The 21219-nt window shown below is 54.4% G+C and carries 19 protein-coding genes and 1 pseudogene; 11 read left to right on the top strand and 9 right to left on the bottom strand.

The features are described 5' to 3' along the window. From F3J45_RS15745 to F3J45_RS15725, 5 genes are all read left to right on the top strand, one after another. On the top strand, positions 1-768 hold the full coding sequence (locus F3J45_RS15745; protein WP_255432052.1) for an SDR family oxidoreductase: 768 nt from the start codon (positions 1-3) through the stop codon (positions 766-768). A gap of 11 nt (positions 769-779) precedes the next feature. Next, on the top strand, positions 780-1364 hold the full coding sequence (locus F3J45_RS15740) for an NIPSNAP family protein (RefSeq protein WP_167064252.1): 585 nt from the start codon (positions 780-782) through the stop codon (positions 1362-1364). A gap of 58 nt (positions 1365-1422) precedes the next feature. Further along, positions 1423-2910, top strand: a complete 1488-nt coding sequence (locus F3J45_RS15735; protein ID WP_167064249.1) for an aldehyde dehydrogenase family protein — start codon at positions 1423-1425, stop codon at positions 2908-2910. 68 nt (positions 2911-2978) lie between these two features. Then, positions 2979-4013, top strand: a complete 1035-nt coding sequence (locus tag F3J45_RS15730) for a proline racemase family protein (RefSeq protein ID WP_167064246.1) — start codon at positions 2979-2981, stop codon at positions 4011-4013. 82 nt (positions 4014-4095) lie between these two features. Then, positions 4096-5355, top strand: coding sequence for an MFS transporter (locus F3J45_RS15725; protein ID WP_167064244.1), 1260 nt, complete (start codon positions 4096-4098; stop codon positions 5353-5355). 49 nt (positions 5356-5404) lie between these two features. Here the strand turns inward: F3J45_RS15725 and F3J45_RS15720 are convergent, their stop codons facing one another. After that, positions 5405-7519 (bottom strand): methyl-accepting chemotaxis protein, encoded by a 2115-nt coding sequence (locus F3J45_RS15720; RefSeq protein ID WP_167064241.1) that lies wholly within the window; start codon positions 7517-7519, stop codon positions 5405-5407. Positions 7520-7859: 340 nt separating this feature from the next. Between F3J45_RS15720 and F3J45_RS15715 the strand changes: the two genes are divergently transcribed. From F3J45_RS15715 to F3J45_RS15695, 5 genes are all read left to right on the top strand, one after another. Then, on the top strand, positions 7860-8594 hold the full coding sequence (locus F3J45_RS15715; protein ID WP_167064238.1) for a dienelactone hydrolase family protein: 735 nt from the start codon (positions 7860-7862) through the stop codon (positions 8592-8594). A gap of 240 nt (positions 8595-8834) precedes the next feature. Then, on the top strand, positions 8835-9356 hold the full coding sequence (locus tag F3J45_RS15710) for a cupin domain-containing protein (protein ID WP_167064235.1): 522 nt from the start codon (positions 8835-8837) through the stop codon (positions 9354-9356). Between the two features lie 11 nt (positions 9357-9367). After that, positions 9368-10135, top strand: coding sequence for an alpha/beta fold hydrolase (locus tag F3J45_RS15705; protein ID WP_167064232.1), 768 nt, complete (start codon positions 9368-9370; stop codon positions 10133-10135). Beyond that, entirely contained in the window at positions 10132-10944 is an 813-nt protein-coding gene (locus F3J45_RS15700; protein WP_167064229.1) for an aspartate dehydrogenase, read from the top strand. The genes F3J45_RS15705 and F3J45_RS15700 overlap by 4 nt, the downstream gene beginning before the upstream one ends. 110 nt (positions 10945-11054) lie before the next feature. Further along, positions 11055-11627, top strand: coding sequence for a TetR/AcrR family transcriptional regulator (locus tag F3J45_RS15695; protein ID WP_167064226.1), 573 nt, complete (start codon positions 11055-11057; stop codon positions 11625-11627). A 142-nt stretch (positions 11628-11769) separates the two neighbouring features. On the opposite strand, the gene F3J45_RS15690 is transcribed toward F3J45_RS15695, so the two are convergent. From F3J45_RS15690 to F3J45_RS15675, 4 genes are all read right to left on the bottom strand, one after another. After that, entirely contained in the window at positions 11770-13050 is a 1281-nt protein-coding gene (locus F3J45_RS15690; RefSeq protein WP_167064223.1) for an OprD family porin, read from the bottom strand. Positions 13051-13144: 94 nt separating this feature from the next. Then, complete coding sequence (locus F3J45_RS15685; protein ID WP_167064220.1) at positions 13145-14461, bottom strand: MFS transporter; 1317 nt, start codon at positions 14459-14461, stop codon at positions 13145-13147. 109 nt (positions 14462-14570) lie between these two features. After that, positions 14571-15065, bottom strand: a complete 495-nt coding sequence (gene rraA / locus F3J45_RS15680) for a ribonuclease E activity regulator RraA (RefSeq protein WP_167064217.1) — start codon at positions 15063-15065, stop codon at positions 14571-14573. Continuing rightward, positions 15062-17053, bottom strand: a complete 1992-nt coding sequence (locus F3J45_RS15675; protein ID WP_240164618.1) for an aconitase family protein — start codon at positions 17051-17053, stop codon at positions 15062-15064. The genes rraA and F3J45_RS15675 overlap by 4 nt, the downstream gene beginning before the upstream one ends. A gap of 68 nt (positions 17054-17121) precedes the next feature. Between F3J45_RS15675 and F3J45_RS15670 the strand changes: the two genes are divergently transcribed. Beyond that, the gene (locus tag F3J45_RS15670) at positions 17122-18027 is read left to right on the top strand and encodes a LysR substrate-binding domain-containing protein (RefSeq protein WP_167064214.1); all 906 of its coding nucleotides are present in this window, start codon (positions 17122-17124) and stop codon (positions 18025-18027) included. Positions 18028-18064: 37 nt separating this feature from the next. Here F3J45_RS15670 and F3J45_RS15665 read toward each other — a convergent pair. The 4 genes and pseudogenes from F3J45_RS15665 to F3J45_RS15650 all read right to left on the bottom strand — a co-directional run. Beyond that, positions 18065-18403 (bottom strand): annotated as a pseudogene (locus F3J45_RS15665) (LysR substrate-binding domain-containing protein); the annotation flags it as partial. A 339-nt stretch (positions 18404-18742) separates the two neighbouring features. Continuing rightward, positions 18743-19324, bottom strand: a complete 582-nt coding sequence (gene betI / locus F3J45_RS15660) for a transcriptional regulator BetI (RefSeq protein ID WP_167064211.1) — start codon at positions 19322-19324, stop codon at positions 18743-18745. Positions 19325-19383: 59 nt separating this feature from the next. Next, on the bottom strand, positions 19384-20118 hold the full coding sequence (locus tag F3J45_RS15655) for an SDR family NAD(P)-dependent oxidoreductase (RefSeq protein WP_205300537.1): 735 nt from the start codon (positions 20116-20118) through the stop codon (positions 19384-19386). A gap of 166 nt (positions 20119-20284) precedes the next feature. Next, complete coding sequence (locus F3J45_RS15650; protein WP_167064205.1) at positions 20285-21181, bottom strand: LysR family transcriptional regulator; 897 nt, start codon at positions 21179-21181, stop codon at positions 20285-20287. Between the last annotated feature and the right edge of the window lie 38 nt (positions 21182-21219).

Genomic DNA, 21219 nt, shown 5'->3' with positions numbered 1-21219 from the left:
CTGAAGGAAAGACAAATGAAGCTCAAGAACCAAGTAGCCCTGATCACCGGCGCCGGCGCTGGCATCGGTGAAGCCACCGCCAAGTTGTTCGTGCAGGAAGGTGCCAAGGTGGTCATTGCTGACCGCAATATCGAACTCGCCAGCAAGGTCGCTGACGAGCTGGGTGAAGCCGCGATCGCAGTGCAGGTCGATGTTGCTGATGCCGCGCAAGTCAAAGCAATGGTTGAGAAAACCGTGGCTCATTTTGGCGGCCTCGACATCCTGGTCAACAACGCTGGTTTCGGTACCCTCGGCACCGTCGTGACCCTGGATGAAGACACCTGGGATCAGGTGGTGGACGTTAACTTGAAAGGCGTCTTCCTCTGTTCGAAGTACGCGGTGCCAGAAATCATCCGCCGTGGCGGTGGCTCGGTAGTGAACCTGGCTTCGACCATCTCGGTGGTCGGCATCAAGGATCGTGCAGCCTACGTCGCCGCTAAGGGTGGCGTGGCCGCGCTGACGCGTGCAATGGCTCTGGATCACGCCTTGGATGGCGTGCGCGTCAACAGCGTGGCTCCGGGCGTAATCGCATCGAGCTACTACGACAAAATCTTTGAAACCGTGCCAGATCCGGTTGCCTTCAAGAAGGGCCTGGAAGCGCGCTCGCCGCTGAACAAGATGGGTGAGCCGATCGACATCGCCAACATGATCCTGTTCCTCGCGTCCAAGGACTCGAACTTCGCTACTGGCGCTATGTTCACTGTCGACGGCGGCTATACCGCCTGGTGAGGTAATAAACCATGATCGATGAGCTGCGTCAGTACACCTTCAGTGTGGAGGCCTGGGAGCAATACTGGGAGCTGTTCACCAGTATGTGCATGCCCATCCGCGGCAATGACTTTGGTCAGTTGCGAGGGCTTTGGTACGACCGTATCGGCGACACGGTGTCTTTCCGGCACGTATGGCGGTATGAGTCGTTGGATGCCCGAACGCACCTTCGTGCGGAATTGATCAAGATCGATGACTGGCGCGAGAAGTTTTTGCCCCAAGCAGCACAGCATGTCAGCCAGCAGTTTCTCCAAGTGTTGATTCCCAAGCTGGATGAGGGTGAGGCAGGCCTGGCGGCCGCACGTTACCTGCACAGCTATCGCTGCCCCACGGGTAAAGCAGCCAGTGTGATTCAGCAGATCGGTGGCGTTAAGGGAGAGGCCCGCAAGCGTCTATGCGGTTTGTGGGGGACAGAGTTTTCCGACCCCAACCAAGTGGTCGCGATGACCTCGACGGAAGAAGCCCCGGTGCTTACGCTGAGTGCAGCTGTGGCCATTGAAACGCGTCGTCTGCAACCCTTGGGCCTCGAACAGCCCTCGAGCGATTTTCGAGCCTGATCCAGCAGCGTATGCTGGACAGAAATGTAAACGAATACAAAGTTATAGAGGTTTTGATATGAGCGTTCGTCAGTACGATCATTGGATCAATGGGGCTACCTACGCACCCGCCGAAAGCAAATATGTAGAGCGGACTTCTCCGGCCCACGGTGAGCTGCTGGCCAAATTTGCCGCCGGCACTGAAGCTGATGTCGATGCCGCGGTACTGGTAGCCAAGACGCTGCACGACAGCGGCGCGTGGTCTTCTGTTCCGGGTTCGGAGCGTGCCAAGCTGCTTGGCAAGTTGGCTGACCTGATCGAGCGTGATGCTGATCGCCTGGCACTGATCGAGGCCGAGGAGGTGGGCAAGCCTGTCGTTTATGCGAAGGGTGAAGTGCTGTGGTCGGCTGAGCTGACTCGTTATGCGGCTTCGCTGGCCTGGAACATCCAGGGCGAGGCTTATAGCCACCTGGGCGATAACAAGCTTGGCTTGGTGACCCATGAAGCACGTGGTGTCGTTGGTCTGATCGTACCTTGGAACTTCCCAATGGTCTGCCTGTTCCAGAAGCTGCCGTATGCGCTGGCTGCAGGTTGCCCAGTGGTAATCAAGCCTTCCGAGCTGACATCGGGTACCGCTCTGGAAGTGGCCAAGCTGGCGGCTGAGGCCGGCTTCCCTGCTGGCCTGATCAACGTCGTGACGGGTACCGGTGCGCAGGTAGGCGATCGCCTGACTCGTCACCCTGACGTTTCGATGATTTCCTTCACGGGTTCGACCCGTGTGGGCAAGCAGATCGCAGCCACAGCGGCATCGGATCTGACCCGTGTAGCACTCGAGTTGGGTGGCAAGGCAGCTAACGTGGTCTTCGCAGATGCTGATCTGGATGCGGCCCTTGATGGTGTCCTGTTCGGGGTGATTCTCAACCAGGGTGAGGAATGCGTTGCAGGCACACGCCTTCTGATTGAAGAATCCGTTGCTGAAGAGTTTGTCACCAAACTGATCGAGCGCTCGAAGCGAGTAGTTGTTGGTCTGCCGCTGGATGCAGAGACCCAAGTGGGTGCACTGATTCATGCTCAACACATGGAAAGCGTGCTGAACTACATCGAGATCGGCAAGCAAGAAGGTGCTCGTCTCGTATACGGTGGCGATCGCCTGACCGCCAATGGTCTGGACAAAGGCTACTTCGTCGGGCCGACCATCTTCACCGACGTGAAGCCTGAGCACCGTATCTTCCGAGAAGAGATCTTTGGCCCAGTGCTGACCGTTACCACCTTCAAGACTGTCGACGAAGCGATTACGCTGGCCAACGACACTGAATACGGCTTGGGCAATGGCCTGTGGACTAAGGACGTCGACAAGGCGATCAAGGTCTCGCAGCGGTTGCAAAGCGGTACCGTTTTTGTGAATACCTACCTCGAGACTTCGCCGCAGCTGCCCTTCGGTGGCTTCAAGAAGAGCGGTTATGGTCGTGAAAATGGTGTAGACGGCCTGCGCGAGTTCATGGAGACCAAGTCCACCTTCATCAAAATGGGTGAGCGTGCTCCTGTTCTGCCGAATACCGTCGACTAACAAGGGGGAGGGTGGGTTCGACCCACCCTTCGCTACGACAGTCAGCATCATTTACGCGAAGAACGACAATGAAATTCAAACGAATGGTAAACGTGGTCGGCGCCCACGTAGCCGGCGAGCGTAACGACGTGATCACCGGTGGCGTGCTGGATGTTCCAGGCCAAACGATGTTCGACAAAATGAAGTATCTCGAAACGAAGGGAGACGATTTGCGCAAGCTCATCCTCCAGGAGCCTCGAGGGACTGTCACCCAGTGCGTCAACCTGGTGTTGCCTTCCAATCACCCGGAAGCAGATGCGGGTTTTGTGATCATGGAGTCGGAGTTCTACCCTCCGATGTCCGGCAGCAACACCATCTGTACTGTAACTGTGCTTCTCGAAACGGGAATGATCCCAATGGTGGAGCCGGTTACTCATCTCGCCCTTGAGGCCCCGGGTGGTCTGGTGCGCGTCGAAGCTGAGTGCCGCGACGGTAAGGTGTTGAGCGTCAAGTTCTCGAACGTGCCTTGCTTTGTAATCGGCCTTGATAAAGTGATCGAGGTACCCGGCCTCGGTACGCTGAAAGTCGACGCGGCGTATGGTGGCATGATGTATGTACTGGCCGATGCTCAAGCGCTTGGGTTTGGCATTCTTCCTGATGAAGCTGCTGATCTGGTGACTGTCGGCGAGCAGATCAAAGCCGCTGCCGCCGAGCAGTTGCCCGCCGTGCACCCAGAGCAGCCGGAGATCCATACCATCAACCAAACGCTGTTCGCCGGCCCTGTTCGCGATGATCCGTTAGGTAAGCGCGCCCGAAACGGCGTGATCGTTTCGCCAGGTCGCATGGATCGTTCGCCTTGCGGTACAGGCACCAGTGCTCGATTGGCTGTCATGCATGCCCGCGGCCAGATCAAGGTGGGCGAGAAGCTCATCCATGAGTCGATCCTGAGTACCGAGTTTGTTGGCGAGATTGCCGAGACGCTGACAGTTGGTGGTGTTCCCGGCATTCGCCCAACTATCAAGGGTCAAGCTTTCCTGACTGGTTTCCACCAGTATGTGCTTGATCCGAATGACCCGTTCCCTACGGGTTACACGCTGAGCGACACCTGGCGTAAGAACAAGTGAAAGACAAGCCCAGCTAGCCTGCTGGGCTTTTTTTTGACCACAGATAATTCTGCCAGCCCTGGCGGGATGGGAAACTATTGCCATGGATACAACAAATTCAACACTTCAATGGCGCGCCGCTTCACTAAAGCGGATGCAGGTCACGACCCTTTCTATGCTGGTTGTTGCCGGCCTGATCAATAATCTGGACAGAAGTGCGCTTGCCATCGCCAACCCCTTAATTTCTCAGGAGCTGTCACTCAGCCCTGCGCAGATGGGGGTTTTACTGTCCGCGTTTTCTCTAATTTATGCGTGTTCCCAGCTACCGGTTGGTTTACTGCTTGATCGAGTGGGGGCAAGGCTCGTTCTAGGGTGGGGGCTGATCATATGGTCTTCAGCACAAGCATTCTGCGGACTTGCTAACAGCTTCACACAGTTGCTGATCGGGCGCGCAGTGCTGGGCGTTGGTGAGTCTCCTCACTACCCTGCGAGTGCCAAAGCTGTCAGCGAATGGTTCGATAAGGAAAAGCGAGGAGGGCCGACAGGTCTGTTTCTCATTGCGGGTACAGTGGCACCCGCACTGGCGCCCCCGCTGCTGACGTTCATGATGCTGACGATGGGCTGGCGAGGGATGTTCATCGTCCTGGGTGCCTTGGGTATCGCGTTAGGCTGCGCGTGGCTCATGTTTTATCGCAATCGTGATCAGCTGAGCCATTTGCTTCCAGTGGCGAGCGTGGAGAAGACGCGGCCGATCAACTTTGCAGAGTGGCTGGGCCTGTTCAAATCACTGAACACCTGGGCGATGATTTTTGGATCTGCAGGGGTCATCTATACCATCTGGCTGTTCATGTCGTGGCTGCCGGTTTATCTTCAGATGGAACGACATGTCAGCATCGCAACGGCAGGTTGGATGGCTGCAATTCCCTACGCGCTGGGGACAGTCGGGCAGTTGTCGTGCGGCTTTTTGATGGATGCGTTGGCTCGCCGAGGATTTTCCATTTCGGCAAGTCGGAAAATTCCGGTTTGCGGCGGTTTGGTGGGGGCGGGTATTGCCACTTTAGTGGCGGCCTACACACCGTCGTTAACGGTTGCCCTGATCGCCATCTCCACGTCGATGTTCTTCATCTATTTTGCCAATGTCGGGACTTGGGCCATGGTTGGCGTAATGGTCGATACCCGATTCGTAGCCAGCATGGGCAGTTTGCTGACTTTTGGTGGGTACCTTGGGGGCTCTGCCGCTCCCATTGTGACCGGGGTTCTAGTGGAACAAACCTCATCGTTTTCCCTGGCGCTCAGCATCAGTTCCGTCTTGGCTTTTGCATCGGCTGTCATTTACGGCGTGGCGCTCAAGATAAAAAACTAGCGCCCGAAAATGTGTGAGGGAGCGGGCATCTGAGATGCCCGCCAATCGACTAGGTTCGGAAGCGGCTAACCAATTTCTGTTGGGTGTCGGCGAGCTGGCTAAGGTGTTGACTGGATTCTGCTGAGGATTTCGCCTGGCCCGCTAAGACCCCTGTTACGTCTCGGATCGCAGAGACGTTGCGGTTCACCTCTTCTGATACGGCACTTTGCTCTTCGGCGGCGCTTGCGATCTGGAGGTTCATCTGTGCGATAACGTCGATGCTTTCGTTCACTTTCGACAGTGCTGCCGTGGCACCCACCACTTGAGCTGCACTGCTGCTGGCGCTTCGATGCTGATGTTCAATGGCTTCCACAACGGTTCGGGTGCCATCTTGCAGGCGCTCGATCACCACCTGGATCTCGCTGATGGAATCCTGAGTTCTCTTGGCAAGATGTCTGACTTCATCGGCTACCACGGCAAACCCCCGTCCGCTCTCTCCGGCTCTCGCGGCCTCAATTGCCGCGTTCAAGGCAAGCAGGTTTGTCTGCTCTGCGATTGATCTGATGACCTCCAGAACCCCGCCGATGGTGGAACTGTTTTGAGCCAGGCTATGGACGTCGGCCATGGCCGAGTTCATGCCCTCTGAGAGCGACTCAATGGCATATTGGGTATCCAGCATAAGCTTGCGACACTGGCGTGCTGCTTCATCACCTTCTCTGGCTGCGCTGGCGGCCAGTGCTGTGTTGCGTGCTACATCCTGGGAGGTGGCACTCATTTCATGTGCGGCAGTGGCGACCTGCTCCACCTCTCGGAGCTGATGTTCCATATCACTGCTCGTTTGGGCCGCGGCATCGGCGGCTGTATCTGCAGATCGTTGTACTTGAAGAGATGTATTTCCTAGCTCTGCGATAACCGGTTGGATCTTGTCTAGGAACAGATTGAACCACTTGGCTAGGCTGCCGATCTCGTCCTGGCGATTGCTGGCTAGTCGCTGAGTGAGGTCACCGTCGCCATTTGCGATTTGCTCCAGCATCTCCGACACGCGGCTCACTGGCCAGCTGATGCTGTTACCCAGAAACCACATGGCAAGAAGCCCTGCAGAAGCTACTCCTAGGCCCAAGAATAATTGGGTTTGGATACTCGATTCGTTTGAGGACTTCAGCGTCTTCTCTAGCGCTTGAGCAGGCTGCATCAGAGTGACAACCGGTACATTCAAGATAACCTGCCATGGAGCGGAGGTCGGGGTAGGAACGAAGGGGACTGCTACACTGAGCGTTTCGTCATTGTGCTTCTCGACAACAGTCTGCCCAAGGCTACGAGCTTGATCGACATTGCTGCTCCAGTGGGTGTTGTCAGAGGTTTTCCAGGCTTGGCCCAAACGATCAGACGATCCGCTGGTGCCGGCGATTTGGCCTTTAGGGCTGAGGTAAGTCACATTGCCCTTGCCGCCGTAGAGATTGGTGCTTGCCTCGCGAGCCCCTTGGTCTAGGCCTTCCAGTGTCAGATCAACACTCACTACCCCCACGAAATTACCCTCATCAACTAAGGGCGTCGCGATGCTTGTCATGAGGGTAGTGTGTCCGTCTAGAACGTAGCTATAAGGCTCCAATACGCACGTCTTCAGGCTCTTTTTCGCGCAGTTGTACCACTCTTTGCTCGGGGCACCATCATCAACCAAGTCCGCTCCCGGGATCGTGAAGCTCTCTTTTGTGGAGGTAAACGCGGCGAACCTTCCAGTCTCATTACCTGTGTGATTTTGCCCACGGATCCATTCGCTATCCTTGCCGTCGAATGCGTCTGGCTCAAAAGCGAGGGCGACCCCAAGCACTGCTGGGGTCAGCTTTACTTGCCCTTCGATAAGGTTGAAGGCTTCCAAACGGCGGGAAAGTTTGGAGTCAAGAGAGGACAAGCTTCGCAGCTGCAGTAGCTGGTTTCCGACGGTGTTCAGAAACGTGTTGCCAACGATGAAGCGTTCCTGGATGACGTGGGCTTGTTCATTTGCTGCCGAGCTCAAGTAAAGCAGGGCAGAGTCGCTCAGTGACTTGGAGCTCAGATCCGAGACAACACCGGTTGAGACGCGTAGATGCATCACTGAGAAGCTGACGAGACACCCCACGACCGCTAGAAGGCATAGGCTTGAGAACAGCACAATCCGCCCTTTGATTCCAAGCTGCAAGAACTGCATTTCAATTCCCTGATTTATCATTGTTGATCTGATCGTAAACGATTACAGTGGCGTATTGATAGTGCTTGGCCATTACGTGTTCGGATCTCAGCAGGACTTGATTTCACGGTTGACGAGCGGCCTTGTAAACGATTACATTTATGCATCTCAAGCTTGGTTTTCATGCCCCAGGTCTGAGGTGGAGCATGAGGCTGCGGAGGTTTACTGGGTTTGGTCACCCGCTAGTAGGCTCTGGGGGCCGTTGCTTCGTTAGGCTTTCTCACACTCGTTCGCCTGCGTTCACGCGGGCTTTTTTTCTACGTTGATTTTGATTTTATTTCTGATTGCGCAAGGGGCTGCCGTGGGGCGTTGGATTGATATTTCCGGGCATGGCCCTGACAGCTTTTCCGGCTACTTGACCTTGCCGCGCGAGGGCTCCGGGCCCGGCCTACTGTTGATACAGGAAATTTGGGGGGTTAACGCGCACATCCGTGAGCTTGCAGACCAGTACGCAGCTGAAGGTTTTGTTGTGCTGGCTCCCGATGTCTTCTGGAGAAGCGAGCATCGCGTGGAGCTTGGCTACGACCAGAGCGGAACTGAGCGTGCATACCTCCACTACCAGTCTTTGGATGTGTCTCAGGCGAAGAGCGATCTTGATCTGGCTGTCGACTTTCTTGAGCGGCTTGATGCCGTGACAGGTCGGATGGGGGTTGTTGGCTTCTGTATGGGTGGAAAGCTCGCTTACGAGCTAGCAGACAATCCGAAGCTCAGTGCGGGAGTCAGCTACTACGGAAGTGGAATCGCTAGCACAGCGGAGCGTATTAGGTCGATGGCGTTTCCGTTCCTGTTTCACTTTGCAGCAGAAGACCATCTGATCACGATGAATGAGGTAAGGACGTTGCAGCCGCTTATCGAGATGAGTGGGGACGCTTCATTCGAGATTCACCAGGGTGTCGGGCATGGCTTTGCATGTCCTCATCGGCCTGCCTACTCGATGCGGGCTGCTTTGACAGCCAAGGCAACAACTCTTTGGTTCCTGAGCGACTGCCTGCTCGACGGTGGGCAAAAATTTGTTGATCTGCGTCAACCGCTCTAGGGCGGCGCTGCGGTAAAAAGCAATCGGAGAGTAGGCCTCTCGCTGGTCGAAATCGCTTGCAAGCGGAAAAGTAAACGATTACAAAGGTGTCATGAGGGATGCCGTTTTTTCCATCGGTTGACCACCCGGGCTTGCGTCTGAGGTGACGGCGAGGAAGCACGGCTTTCCTATTCAAAAAAATGTAATCGTTTACGAGTCCGTGAATGCTGTCTTTGCATTGGTTTGATAAGAGGAATAATTATGAGCAATCAAGCAGTAAATGAGACTGAAACCCAGGTAACCAAAGGCTCCTTGGTTTACGTGACTCGCGAAACCGAAGCTAGTTACTGGCAGCCGAAGCCAGCGAACGGCTATGTATCGGTAGCCGTGTCCCCGAATCTTTTCAAAATGAATCGCAATTTCTCCGTTGGTACTCAAATGATGCCACCGGGAGGTCGTGTACGTGAGCACGCGCACTCCACCAACGAAGAGGTCTTGCACTTCGTCTCTGGCACCGGCACTGCCATTGTAGATGGCAAGGAATACAAGCTCGAGCCTGGCGTTACTCTCTTCCTGGGTGAGCACAACTCGCATACTTTCGAAAACACCGGCGACGTTGATCTTCACTGGGTTTGGTTCATGAACCCAAGCGGACTGGAAGATTTCTTCCGTGATGTCGGTCGTCCTCGTACTCATGGCGAGCCAGCTCCGGAACCGTTTGAGCGTCCATCGAACATTGAACAAATTGAAGCAAGCGGTGTGTTTGCTTACACCAAGAATTAAGCGAGTGCACCATGGGTAAGAATATCTACTCGGTAGACCAGGGGGCAGGCGAAGCGGTCGTATTGGTCTCCGGTTTGGGCGGTTTGAGTGCTTTTTGGCAGCCCGTTGTCAATGAGTTGGTTGGCGATTACCGTGTGATTACTTTCGATCACCCAGGTGTAGGTCAGAGTGGAATTGTCGGGAAACCGACAATTCCCGGTATCGTAGATGCTTTGCTTTCTGTCCTTGACTCCTGTGGTATCGAACGTGCTCATATTGTAGGGCACTCGACGGGTTCGCTCGTCACACAGGCAATGGCACTTGACCATTCGCACCGGGTTAAATCCATCGTTTTGAGCAGTGGATGGACAAAGCCGGATAAGCGGTTCTTGGATTTCTTTGCTTATCGTCAGTTTGTCTTGGCTAATCTGGGCGGTACCGCTTATAACGCGATGACCCGTTTAGTGGCGTATCCGTCTAGCTGGTATGGCGAGCAGTTTGCTGTTGACGAGACTCTGGATTACAGCGCGCCATCCGAAGTTGATGTGGATATGACTCAAGCTCGGATGGATATGCTGCAGAGCTATACTCGCCGGGATGAATTGAAACATATTGCTCTCCCTGCATGCGTAATTGGTGCTCAGGATGATTTTATCATTCCTTATCACCATTCCGAAGAGTTGGCTCGTCTGATTCCAGGCGCGAAACTTATTGAGTTGAGCGGCGGGCATTTTGCGCCGGTTACTCGTACTTCTGTATATACATCCCTGCTGCGTAATTTCTGGGAGACGCAAAAATGACTACAAAGACTATCAACCGTGTTGGCATTATCGGTCTTGGTGCAATCGGCAAACGCGTCTTGAATGCACTCAAGACCCAGCACCTCCCTGAGGCAACATACGCCGCAATCGACCCATCCGCAGCTTCCGTAGGCTTTGCTAAAGAAAGCAGCATTGAGCTTTTCTCGGATGCGCAAAGTCTGATCAGTTGGAAGCCTGACCTCGTTATTGAATGCGCAGGGCATGGTGCTGTGGTTCATGTTGTGCCGCCTGTGCTTAAGGCTGGTGTGGACGTTGTCATTGCTTCGATCGGCGCATTGGCTGACAAGGCCTTGGCTAAGGATCTTGAAGCTGCTGCAGAGGAAGGCGGTGCTCGCTTGATTCTGGTATCGGGTGCAATTGGCGGCCTTGACGCTATGCGTTCAGCTCGGGCTGCAGGCCTGGATGAAGTGGTTTATACCGGGCGTAAGCCTCCGCAGGCTTGGACTGGTACTCCGGCAGAGCAGGAGTTTGACTTGGCAGGTATCACCGTCCCAACAACTATTTTCCGTGGTACCGCAGCTGAAGCGTCCATGAAGTTCCCGAAAAATGCTAACGTCACCGCAGCCGTTGCTCTGTCTGGTGTCGGGTTTGATGCGACTCAAGTTGAATTGGTCGCCGACCCTACCGTCCAGAAGAACGTTCATGAAGTTAAGGTGAAAGGTGCATTCGGCGAGTTGGGGATTTGGCTTGCTAACAATCCGTTGCCCGACAATGTCAAGACTTCTTGGCTTGCAGCACTGAGCATTGAGGAAGCGGTCAGTAAGCAAGTTTTGACCACCGTGTTCTAATCAAGCTGTTAATTGTAGATTGAGATAGGCTCGCCTAAGACACCAATGGTGTTTAGGGTGAGCCTTTTTGTTGTGATTTGCACTCTATTAGCGCTAAGGATTGCTGCTCTATGAAAAAAAGGGGTAGACCTAAAGGAGCGCATGGCACCTCTGGGAAATGGCAAGACATTGTTGATGCTGCTGTAGAGATTATTTTAGACGAGGGCATAAGGAAGTTGACCTATCGAAAATTGTCTTTGAGGACGGACGTATCACCTGGAACAATCACATACTATTTCGACGGTTTAGATCAGGTCATTGGCCAGGCAGCAGCAAGGTATATCCCCTATGTTGGTGGATTTTTAGATACAGAGATTTTAGTTGGCTCTAAAAGTGAAGAGGTTGGCGATTACTTAGCATTAGTTGCATCTGGCGGAAACCGAGAAAACAGTCCAAGCAAAAAGGCTGTAATGGAGTTTTATTGGTTTTTGCTAGGGAAGCCATGTCATCATGGTATTTTGCATGAGTGGAGAAACGTCGCCATCGGCGCTTTGAATTCACGATACGGTTGCGTTGCATCGAGATTTTTATATGCCTATGTGGAAGGAGCTGCTGTTCATGGCTGTATGACAGGTGGGTACCCCTCATTCTCAGAGGCTAAACAAAATATTTCAAAACTCTTGAATGGGTTGGTCAAGCTGTGAGAATTATGCAGCACATTTAAGTGATCGAAATTACTTGATAATTATATTTAAAATCGCCTCGATTCAAGGTAATGGCGTCCTGACCATATAATAGATTGAGCCTCTGCCTGAATTCATACAGGCTATGTACGGTAGAACTGACTTAGAAGTTGAAGAGGTAGCTGACGATCAGCCGATTCTCGTCTGCGCTATTCGTGTAGGTCGAACGATACGTCGCATTACGCCAGCGGATCGAGAAATCCTTGAGCGGCCCCGACTGCACAATGTAGGTGATGTCCGTCGAGCGCTCCCATTCAGTGCCGTCGTCGTTCGACCTGCGCAGATTGGCTGCTTTCCTTCCGGACACTTGCTCAGGATCGATCTGATCCCCTCGGACGTACCTGGCCGTAAATGTGAGCCCAGGAATCCCAAACGCGACAAAGTCGAGGTCGTATCTGGCATGCCAAGCCCGCTCATTCTCCATGCCGAACGTGCTAACCAGCATTTCGCTGAACAGGTAGGTATCACTGCCGGCGAGGTAGGGGTACGCCGAAGCCCCGCGGCTCTTTTGATACCCTCCGCTGATTGTGTGAGGGCCCAGTTTGTAACCCAGGTTTGTACTCAGTGTTCTGTTGTCCACGTTCCCGGCTATGGCGCGTCCTTCATTGCCAGCGTCGAAATAGCGGATTTCAGTAAAGGCCCGACCTGATCCGATCGGCAGGCTGTACTGCAGCCCCAGGTAGTTTTTACGATAGATGTCATCAAGCGTGGCGTGGTGAGCGCTCAGAATGAGCCTTGAGCCGAGTTTGTAATCAAGTCCCAAGTAGTCCATCCCGTTACTGCTCGCAGAGCCGGAAAACGCTCCCGACATGGACGTAATGGTCATATCTTCGAAGTTCGAGGAGTCGCGGGCTTTTACTTTTTCGATTCGGCCAACGGATACAGAGAGGTTTTCGATGTCGCTCGATGTCAATAGCGCGCCATCGAAGGCCTGGGGGACGAGTCGGCTGAAGTTGGCCGCCAGCAGCGGAAAAGTAGGCGTCAGAGCGCCAACCTTCAGTTCGGTAGCCGAGATTTTCACTTTGGCGGTTGGGGCGAGGGTCGAAAACTCATCGGCTGCGCGTCCATCACCCTGTTTTGGCAGCAGACCGGTACTCGTGCGATCCGGACTCGAGTCGAGCTTGCTACCCAGCATGGCAATGGCATCGAGTCCGAATCCCACAGTACCCTCCGTATAGCCGCTCTGAGTCCGAAGAATGAAGCCTTGAGCCCACTCTTCACGCTTCGATTGGGCAGAGGCGTCGCTACGGAAGTCTCTGCTGAAATAGAAGTTTCGGGCCTCAAGCGTACCCTTGCTATCGCTCAGGAAGTCGGCTTGCGATACGCAAGGGATGGCAAGTCCCAGAAGGGGTACGAAAAGCGTGCCAGAGCATGTTCTTATCATTGTCGACTCCAGTTGCACACACGTCAGAGCACAGCACGCGGCGCCAAGGCTCGCGTGCTGACCAGTTCGGCAAAAGTGCTGGGTACCCTAGGGATCAAGCGATCTTGCGATCGTTCGGAATGCCCCACAGGATCAGGGCAACACAGATAAAGCAGAAGGGCGCCAGCGCCAGCATGCCCATATAGGTATTGCCGGTGAGGTCGTTGATATAGCCGACCAGCAGTGGTGCCACCATGCCACTCAGCTGTCCGACGGTGTTGATAGCCGCAATACCACCGGCGATGGCCAGCCCTGCGAACGCTGTCTGGGGAATTGTCCAGAAAATTGGAATGGCGATGAACACACCTGCCGTGGCAAGCACCAGGAATGCGGTCAGCAAGTAGTGATTGTCATTGAAATAGCATGCCGCGAAATAGCCGATACCGCCCACGACCATGCATTGCCACAGGTACCGCTTACGTTCCCCACTCGCGTCCGAGCGGCGTGTAACAAAGATCATGCCGATGGCCGCGACGAGATAGGGCAAGGCGGTGAGAAAGCCTACCGCCATTTGGTTCTGCACCCCGGATGAGCCGATCAGATGCGGCATCCAGAAGTTCAGGCCGTAGCCGATCAGCTTGACCATGAAGTAGATCGCCGAAAGTATCGCTACCTCGCGGGTCAGGATTACCTTGAGCAAGGAGGCGTGGATCGGTTTCGAGTCCTTCCTGTCGTTATCCAGATTGCGCTGGAGCAGGTCTTTTTCCGGCTGGGTGAGCCACTTGGCCGACTGGATATCGCGATCCAGCTTGAACAACACAATGACGCCCAGCAGCGCACATGGCAGGCCCGACAGCACGAACAGCCAATGCCATCCAGCCAGCCCCAGGAAACCGTTCATGTACTCCAGAATGACACCGGAAACTGGTGCGCCTAGCACACCGGAAAGGGGTATGGACAGGAACCAGATGCCGTTCATGCTGGCCAGGTTCTTTTTCGGGAACCAGCAGGCGAGATAGAACAACAGTGCCGGGCCAAAACCAGCCTCCATCACACCAATCAGAAAACGCAGGAAGTACAGGGTGTACTCGTTGTAGGCGAACACCAGGCAGGCGGTTGCAAGCCCCCACGACACCATGATCCGGCAGATCCAGCTGGGCGCGCCGTATTTCTTCAGCCCATAGCTGCTTGGAACCTCGAACATCACATAGCCGAAGAAGAAGATGCTCGCGGCAAATCCATAAGCGGCATCGCTCAAGCCCAGCTCAGCCTGCATCTGGGTCTTGGCGAAGCTGATGTTGATTCGGTCGAAGTAGGAAAACAGGAAGCAGACAATCGTCAGCGGCAGGATGCGCCAGGCAATGCGACGATAAAGCAGCAGCTCTTGCACATCCGAAGCAACGTGGGTTGCGCCTTGGGTCAGAGTAGCCATTCAAATTCTCCATAGTTGTATTTGTCGGAGATATGCTTGGCCGATGAGGCTATCATCAGCCACTAATCAGGTCTTCAGCTCACGGTCGTAGGCGGCTGCCCCGGGAGTTTCAGCCTGACTTCAGTTCGCTCTTGCTTACCACCACGCCATCCTCGTCCGCATAGATCCAGTCGCCAGGAGAGATAGGTGCGCCGCCAATAGTTAAAGGTGCTCCAACACCTCCACCGCGTTGGTTCTTTGATCGCTGCGGCCAACTTCCCATCGCGAGCACTGGCAGTGCGATGGATGCCAACGCGGAGCAGTCTCGTACATTGCCGTTCACGAATACGCCGCCCCAGCCGTTGCGAAGCGCCTCTTTGGCTAGGTTGTCACCCAGTAACGCTCCTGAATCATTACCGGCATCTATGATCAGGACTCTCGCATGACCAGGTTGTGCCAGCAGATCGCGTAGCTCGGCATTACAGCCACGCGCTTCCAGCGTCATGATTTGTCCGCAAAGAGAGCGGGCTTCGCTGAACCAGCGCCAAGTTCCGTGCAGGATTCGCAACTCGCCAGTGGCGAGAAGGCCAGAGTGCATATCGCAAAGGTCGGCGGTAGATATCATGCTGTAGCCACTTCAGAGGACACGACCTCTTGCAGTGTTTCGAAGCTGGCGAGCTTCCCGAGCAGGGCGCTTGCGACGACGGTGTAAGGACTGGCAAGCCAAACCTGGCCGGGGCCTGAGCGCCCAGGGAAGTTACGGTTGATAGCACTCACGGTTACCTGCTCAGCCCGTGTCGATGACCCCGGGCCACAATTGGCGCAAGCACCGCAACCCGGCATGATCAGTTCAACTCCAGCTTTCTCGAAGGTCTCGAGATAACCCTGCTGCTTGCAGTAATCGCGGACGGCGAGGGTACCGAACTGTAGATAGAGCTTGGTGTGATCAGGGATGCGCAATCCGCGTTCAATACCCCAGGCAAGCACCTCATGGTAGTAATCGAAATCTTCTCGCTTACCTGCAGTGCAGGAGCCGCCGTAGGCGATGTCGATGGGAATCGCGGCATCGAGATCACTGATCGCCATGCCATTTCCCGGATCACCTGGTGCAGCGACAAGCGGGGCGAGCGCATTGCAGTCGATTCTGATCTGCTCTTTGTATTCAGCTTCAGGATCACTGAATAGCCAATCCTCCAGCTCGATCTCTACGCCGCGGCGCTCACGGATAAAGTCGACCGCCTTCTGGTCAGGGATCACAATGCCGGTAAATCCACCCAGTTCGGCAACCATATTGGTCAACGTTGCTCGTTCATCGATGGACAGCGCGGCCACAGCCTCGCCGGAATATTCGAAAACTGCACCAATGGCCTGGCCCTGTCGGATTGGCTCGCTGCGCAGAAGCTCAAGGACGATATCCTTGGCCGTTACCCCTGCGCGCAGTTTGCCCGTCAGCTCAACCTTGATGACCTCAGGCATACGGCAACGGATGAAGCCTGTTGCCCAACTGTTGGCGATATCTGTGGCGCCGGCGCCAAACGCGAGGCAGCCCAGTGCACCGGAATGCGGTGTATGCGAGTCGGTACCTACCACGACCTGGCCGGGCAGCGCGTATTGCTCGGTCAAGAGGGCATGGCAGATACCTTCCGATCCACTCAGCCCAACCAGCGCACCATGGGCACGAACTGGATAACGTCGTACAAATTCGTCGTGGGCCGATGCGAGCCCACCCACCGCTGCCAGTAGGTTGTCGCGTACATGAGGGAAACTCTGGCTGGCCAGGATCAGGTGATCCTGGAATGCGATGATCTCGCTGGGTCGCGCTAGCTCGAGCGCTTGGCCAAATGCACCGTGCATCAGGTGTGCGCACATGCCCGTGAAATAGTCATGGCTGAAACGCCAATCGGCGGACAGGAAAACACCGTCCCCGCGTGCCAGATCCCCTTGGGGAGCGACGCGTCGTCGTTCAATGATCTTCTCTACCAGCGTCATCGGGCGTCGGTTGCCAGCGAGCGGTTTGAACACCTTCTCCGGATTGCGAGGCAACTGCTGCTTGCTGTACGGCAACAGCCCGCCAGCGCGAATCACGTCCTGAGTAACTGCATCGCGACCGGCCAGGAACTCTTCGAGGGCGATCTCTTCGCCTGCACGAATGCGATCAATGAGTGAGAAATCGGTCGACGTGTAGATGCCGATATTGTCGCAGTTTTGCCGATAAATCCGCTCAAAGCTCTCAGCGATGATCAACCGAATGCCTGCGGATTTCTCGGCCAGTGGGCTGGACTCACGTGAAGAGCCTTTCCCATACCGCTTGCCGGCGACGGTGATCTCGAAGCCGCCGTTCCTCACCGCGTCGTTGCCGATCGGTAGTTGTCCTTCCGTCTTGAAGCCAACGTAGGGGTAAGTGCCCAGGCGCTCGTCGTACGTCATCATGATAACGACAGGCGTAATTTCATCAGTGGATATGTTGTCACGCAGTGGCAGCGCAGCCCGCAGATCGAGGTCTTCGCCTGCAATTTGGCGTTGCACTACGGCGCTGTCGCAGGATAAAAACAGGAACCGGCCAGCAAAGCGTATTTTTTTTGTCATGATCATCTCCTCAACGGGGATCATCATAGGAAGCTATGCCTTAGGCTTGCCGCGATATTTCTTCTTGCTTGCCACGATAAAAATTCCGGTTACCTATGCACACGACTTGGCGTTACGACCCGACCACCCTGAGGCTCTTCATCGCAACCTGTGAAGAGGGCAGCTTTGCCAAGGCAGCGGAACGTGAATGCATGGGCGCCTCCGCAGTCAGCAAGCGCATCGCCGAGCTCGAAGAAGCCGTCGGCTCACCGCTGTTGTACCGATTTAGTAAAGGGGTTCAGCCTACGCCAGCCGGTACATGCCTGTTGGAGCATGCACAGCGATTGCTGGCTGAGATGCTCAAGCTGAGTGCCGACCTTTCGCGTTTTACCAGTGGTGAACGAGGACATGTGAGGATTCACGCGAATCGCTCGAGCATCATCCAGTTCTTGCCTGATGACTTGAGCAGCTTCCTGTCTGCTCACCCGCACGTGGATGTCGAGCTTGAAGAGCGCACTAGCGAGCAGGTCGTTGAGAACCTTCTGGGTAACCAGTGTGATCTTGGAATCGGCGCTGGCCTGGAGTCGGCTGTCCAGGTTGGGCTGACTGTCCAGGACTACCACGTCGATCGTCTGGCGTTGGTCGTGCGGGAAGATCATGCATTAGCCGAGCGGGTCAGCATCGAGTTCGCTGAAACCCTGACCTACCGGCATATTGCCCTGCATCGCGACAGCCCTCTATACCAGACCCTGGATAAAGCGGCCAAGGCCGGGCAGGCGACTATCAATTATGGTGTGCATCTTCAAAGCTTTGATGCCGTCTGCAGGATGGTTCAGGGCGGGCTAGGCATCGCTGTCATTCCTGATCGAGCGGTCTGCGAGTCGCCAGAAGGGCCAGCGCTCGTCAGAGTCCCTTTGGAGGATGCGTGGGCAAGCCGTCAGTTTCATGTAGTCGCCCACCCACGCGAAATGCGCAGCGCTACCACCCAAAGCTTCTTGGACTTCTTGCAGACACTCGTGTGAGTGCTGCTCAGTAGCGCAGGCACTTTTCTTACAAAGCTTAGAGCTCGTTGGCCGAAATCAGAAACTGCTGAAAGGCTGACGCAACTGCGCTCAGTTCCCCCGCCCGCCAGATTAGACCGAGCTCCATCGGCGGAATCACATCCGTGATCGGGCGTGCCTCGATTTTTCGCCCCTCCAATGACCAAGGTCGATACAGAATGTCCGACAGGATGGTGACACCGAATCCGTGAGCGACAAGCCCACGCAACGCTTCCATCGAAGACGTGCGAAACGCGACCTTGGGTTCCAGTCCAACCGAACGCCAGTAGCGCAGGGCTGAGGTTTCACCTTCGACAACCGTGGCCATGATGTAGGCATGGTCAGCGATGTCGAAAAGCGGATGGCTTGCGCGCTCATCAACGGATGATCACTGACCAGCCACTACTGCCGGCGGGAGCGCATGAGTACATGCCGTTCGAATGGCTGAGCTCGACTGCCGAAGGTTGGGGGCTCAAGTAGGCAGGTGCCTAAAGTGCTTTGAAACGAGCGGCCACCAAGAAGAAACTGGTCAGCTCGCTGTCCGAATTTTTTCCTGGAAAATCAGCGTCGCTGACAATCCACAAGGCTGTCAGCACCATCGAAGAAGAAGATAGCTACCCGCACTCTGCGAATCCGATGTGTTCGAATTGATAATTACAGTCACCGCAGATATATTATTATGGATTTTCTTCAAGCGTTAGCGTTTCTCGAAGCAGTCCTTTAAGTGAGCGAGAGCAATGCTCTTAAAAAGTTCCAGGGCATGCCCGCTTGGATTAATTGAGGCGTGCAGGAAAAAACTTTCTATTAATACTGTTAAGTTCCTACCGCTTTTTGCTTCTGTGAGGGTTGCTGAGGTGAGCAGATGGTCAATGCAGCCTTGTAGGTACCGTCGGCTAATGGTTAATAATCGCCCCAAATCCTTATGGTGATAGCTTTTCGCGTACAGGCCAACCCAAACCGAACCATGATTATTGCGGAAGTTTTCAACGCAAAAAATTGCCGATAAGAATGCGGAGGTACTCTCGACCGGGCATGTGGAGTTGTTAGCCTCAAAAGACTGATCAATTTTTGATTTTATTTCTAGCGTTAAGTGACGTGCTGCTGAGTATATCAAGTCATCTTTGTCTCGGAAGTAATGGCTAATTATGCCATTAGATAAAGACGCTTCCTTAGCTATAAGCTTCACGCTGGCATCTGCCAAGCCGACGTCATGGATGACGCGCAGTGAGGCTTCAATTAGCTGCTTTCTGCGAATTGGCTGCATGCCGACCTTGGGCATTTACTGTTCCTACCTACAACTTTAGAAACGCCATGCAGCAGCGCCGCATGGCAGGGAGTTCAATTGGGAAGGCTCAACTTGGTCATGCGACCACCGTCGACCTTCCAGACCTGGCCCGTTATGAAGGAGGCTTCCGTTGACGCCAGCCATACGACAAGGTTGGCCACTTCGTCTGGGCTACCTGTCCTGCCGACCGGATGGATTTTGGCCAACCCTTCGCGGAAGCTCTTCGGGTTGGGCATGCTCTCGATAAAGTCGATATTCAAATCAGTGTCGATCCACCCAGGTGCGACAGCATTGCACCGGATGCCCTCTGCACTGTGGTCAACGGCGATGGCGCGTGTGAGGCCGTGAAGTCCTGCTTTCGAGGCACAATAAGCTGCATGCTTGGGGTTGGAGCCAATCCCCTCGGTTGAGCCAACATTCACTATGGAGCCTTGCACGTCCCTCAGATAGGGTAACGCCGATTTGATGAGGGCAAATGGAGTCGTGAGGTTGACGGTAAGGTTCCTGTGCCAGTCCTCCAGGCTCATATCCTCAGCGAGTACCTCCTGCATCATGCCGGCGTTGTTCACCAATACATCAAGCCTGCCAGCGCGGTTGATGACCTCCTGTATCAACGCCGCAGCACTATCAGGCTCTGAAAAATCAGCCTGGACATGATCGAATTCAGGGTCAGCCCCTCGTTGGGCTGTGAATACGTGAGCACCTTCGAGCCGAAGCTTCTTTGCAATGGCCTGGCCAATGCCACTGCGGCCACCGGTTACAAGAGCTACTTTGTCAGCAAATTTCATCACCAAGCCTCTCGCGCAGAGCGTTTGCTCGTGGGGAATAGGTAAACAGCGGGTACCCACGGCTGTGGGGTGTGTTTATGATTTGCTGACAGGCGACAGAGCGCAACAACGCGCTGCGAGGAAGAGTTATTCGATTTGCGAAAGAATGCTCCTTGGTTTATGGGTTTTAATTGAGATCGTGTGATCTTAGGTCGTTGGTCAAGTTGTCAATGAATTCACGAACTTTGATCGAGCTTTGTTTGGTTTCACGGTGCAAGATGGTTATCGGGTAACTGTCGTTTTCAAAATCTTCTAGTATCAAGGCAAGCTTGTTGTTTTTCAGCTCTGTGAGGATTTGATAGGAATGCACGCGAGCAATCCCCAAACCTTCTGTCGCGGCCTCAATAGCGACATCATTGCTGGTGACGGTTAGCCTAGGGGTGATGCGCATTACTGTGGACTCATTCTCGATTGTAAACTTCCACTCAACCCTGGGCGCTACACCGCTTGCAGCGATGACGGCATGATTTGGAAGATCACGAGGGGTGGCGGGTGTTCCGTGTTTTTCCAAATAGGCAGGCGATGCGCAGAGAACCCTTCTGACAGTTCCAACTCGAATGGCTTTGAAACCAGAGTCAGGTAGATGGCCGATCCGCACGGCTACATCCACCCCCTCATCGACCAAGTTGATGATGCGATCATTAAAGTACGCGGAAATATCTACTTGAGGGTATTTTTCCAGGTAGTTCCTGATCGTCGGCATGACAAAAAATTTGCCGAACAGGGTAGGGGCGGTCACGCAGATGTTTCCAGTCGGATTGGCATTGATCTCTGTGATTGATTGGTCTGCTTCACTGACTATCTGGATGATGTTTTTTGCATGCTCTAAATAACGAAGGCCAGCCTCAGTCAAGCCAACGTTTCTTGTAGTACGAAGCACTAATGAGGCACCTAACCGTTTCTCCAAGGCGTTGATAGCTCGTGATATAGCGGCAGGAGAGACGTCTAGTTTGGCAGCGGCCTCACCAAAATTTCCTAGCTCTGCAATGGCTATGAAAACCTTCAGTATATAAACTAAGTCCATCGTGTTCTCGCATGTTCTATTTAACTGCTGCGCCTGGT

Source organism: Pantoea sp. Ap-967, assembly GCF_011752565.1.
Taxonomy (GTDB): Bacteria; Pseudomonadota; Gammaproteobacteria; order Pseudomonadales; family Pseudomonadaceae; genus Aquipseudomonas.
The sequence above is the reverse complement of the archived record's forward strand: the minus strand, read 5'-3'. Positions and strand labels throughout refer to the sequence as shown.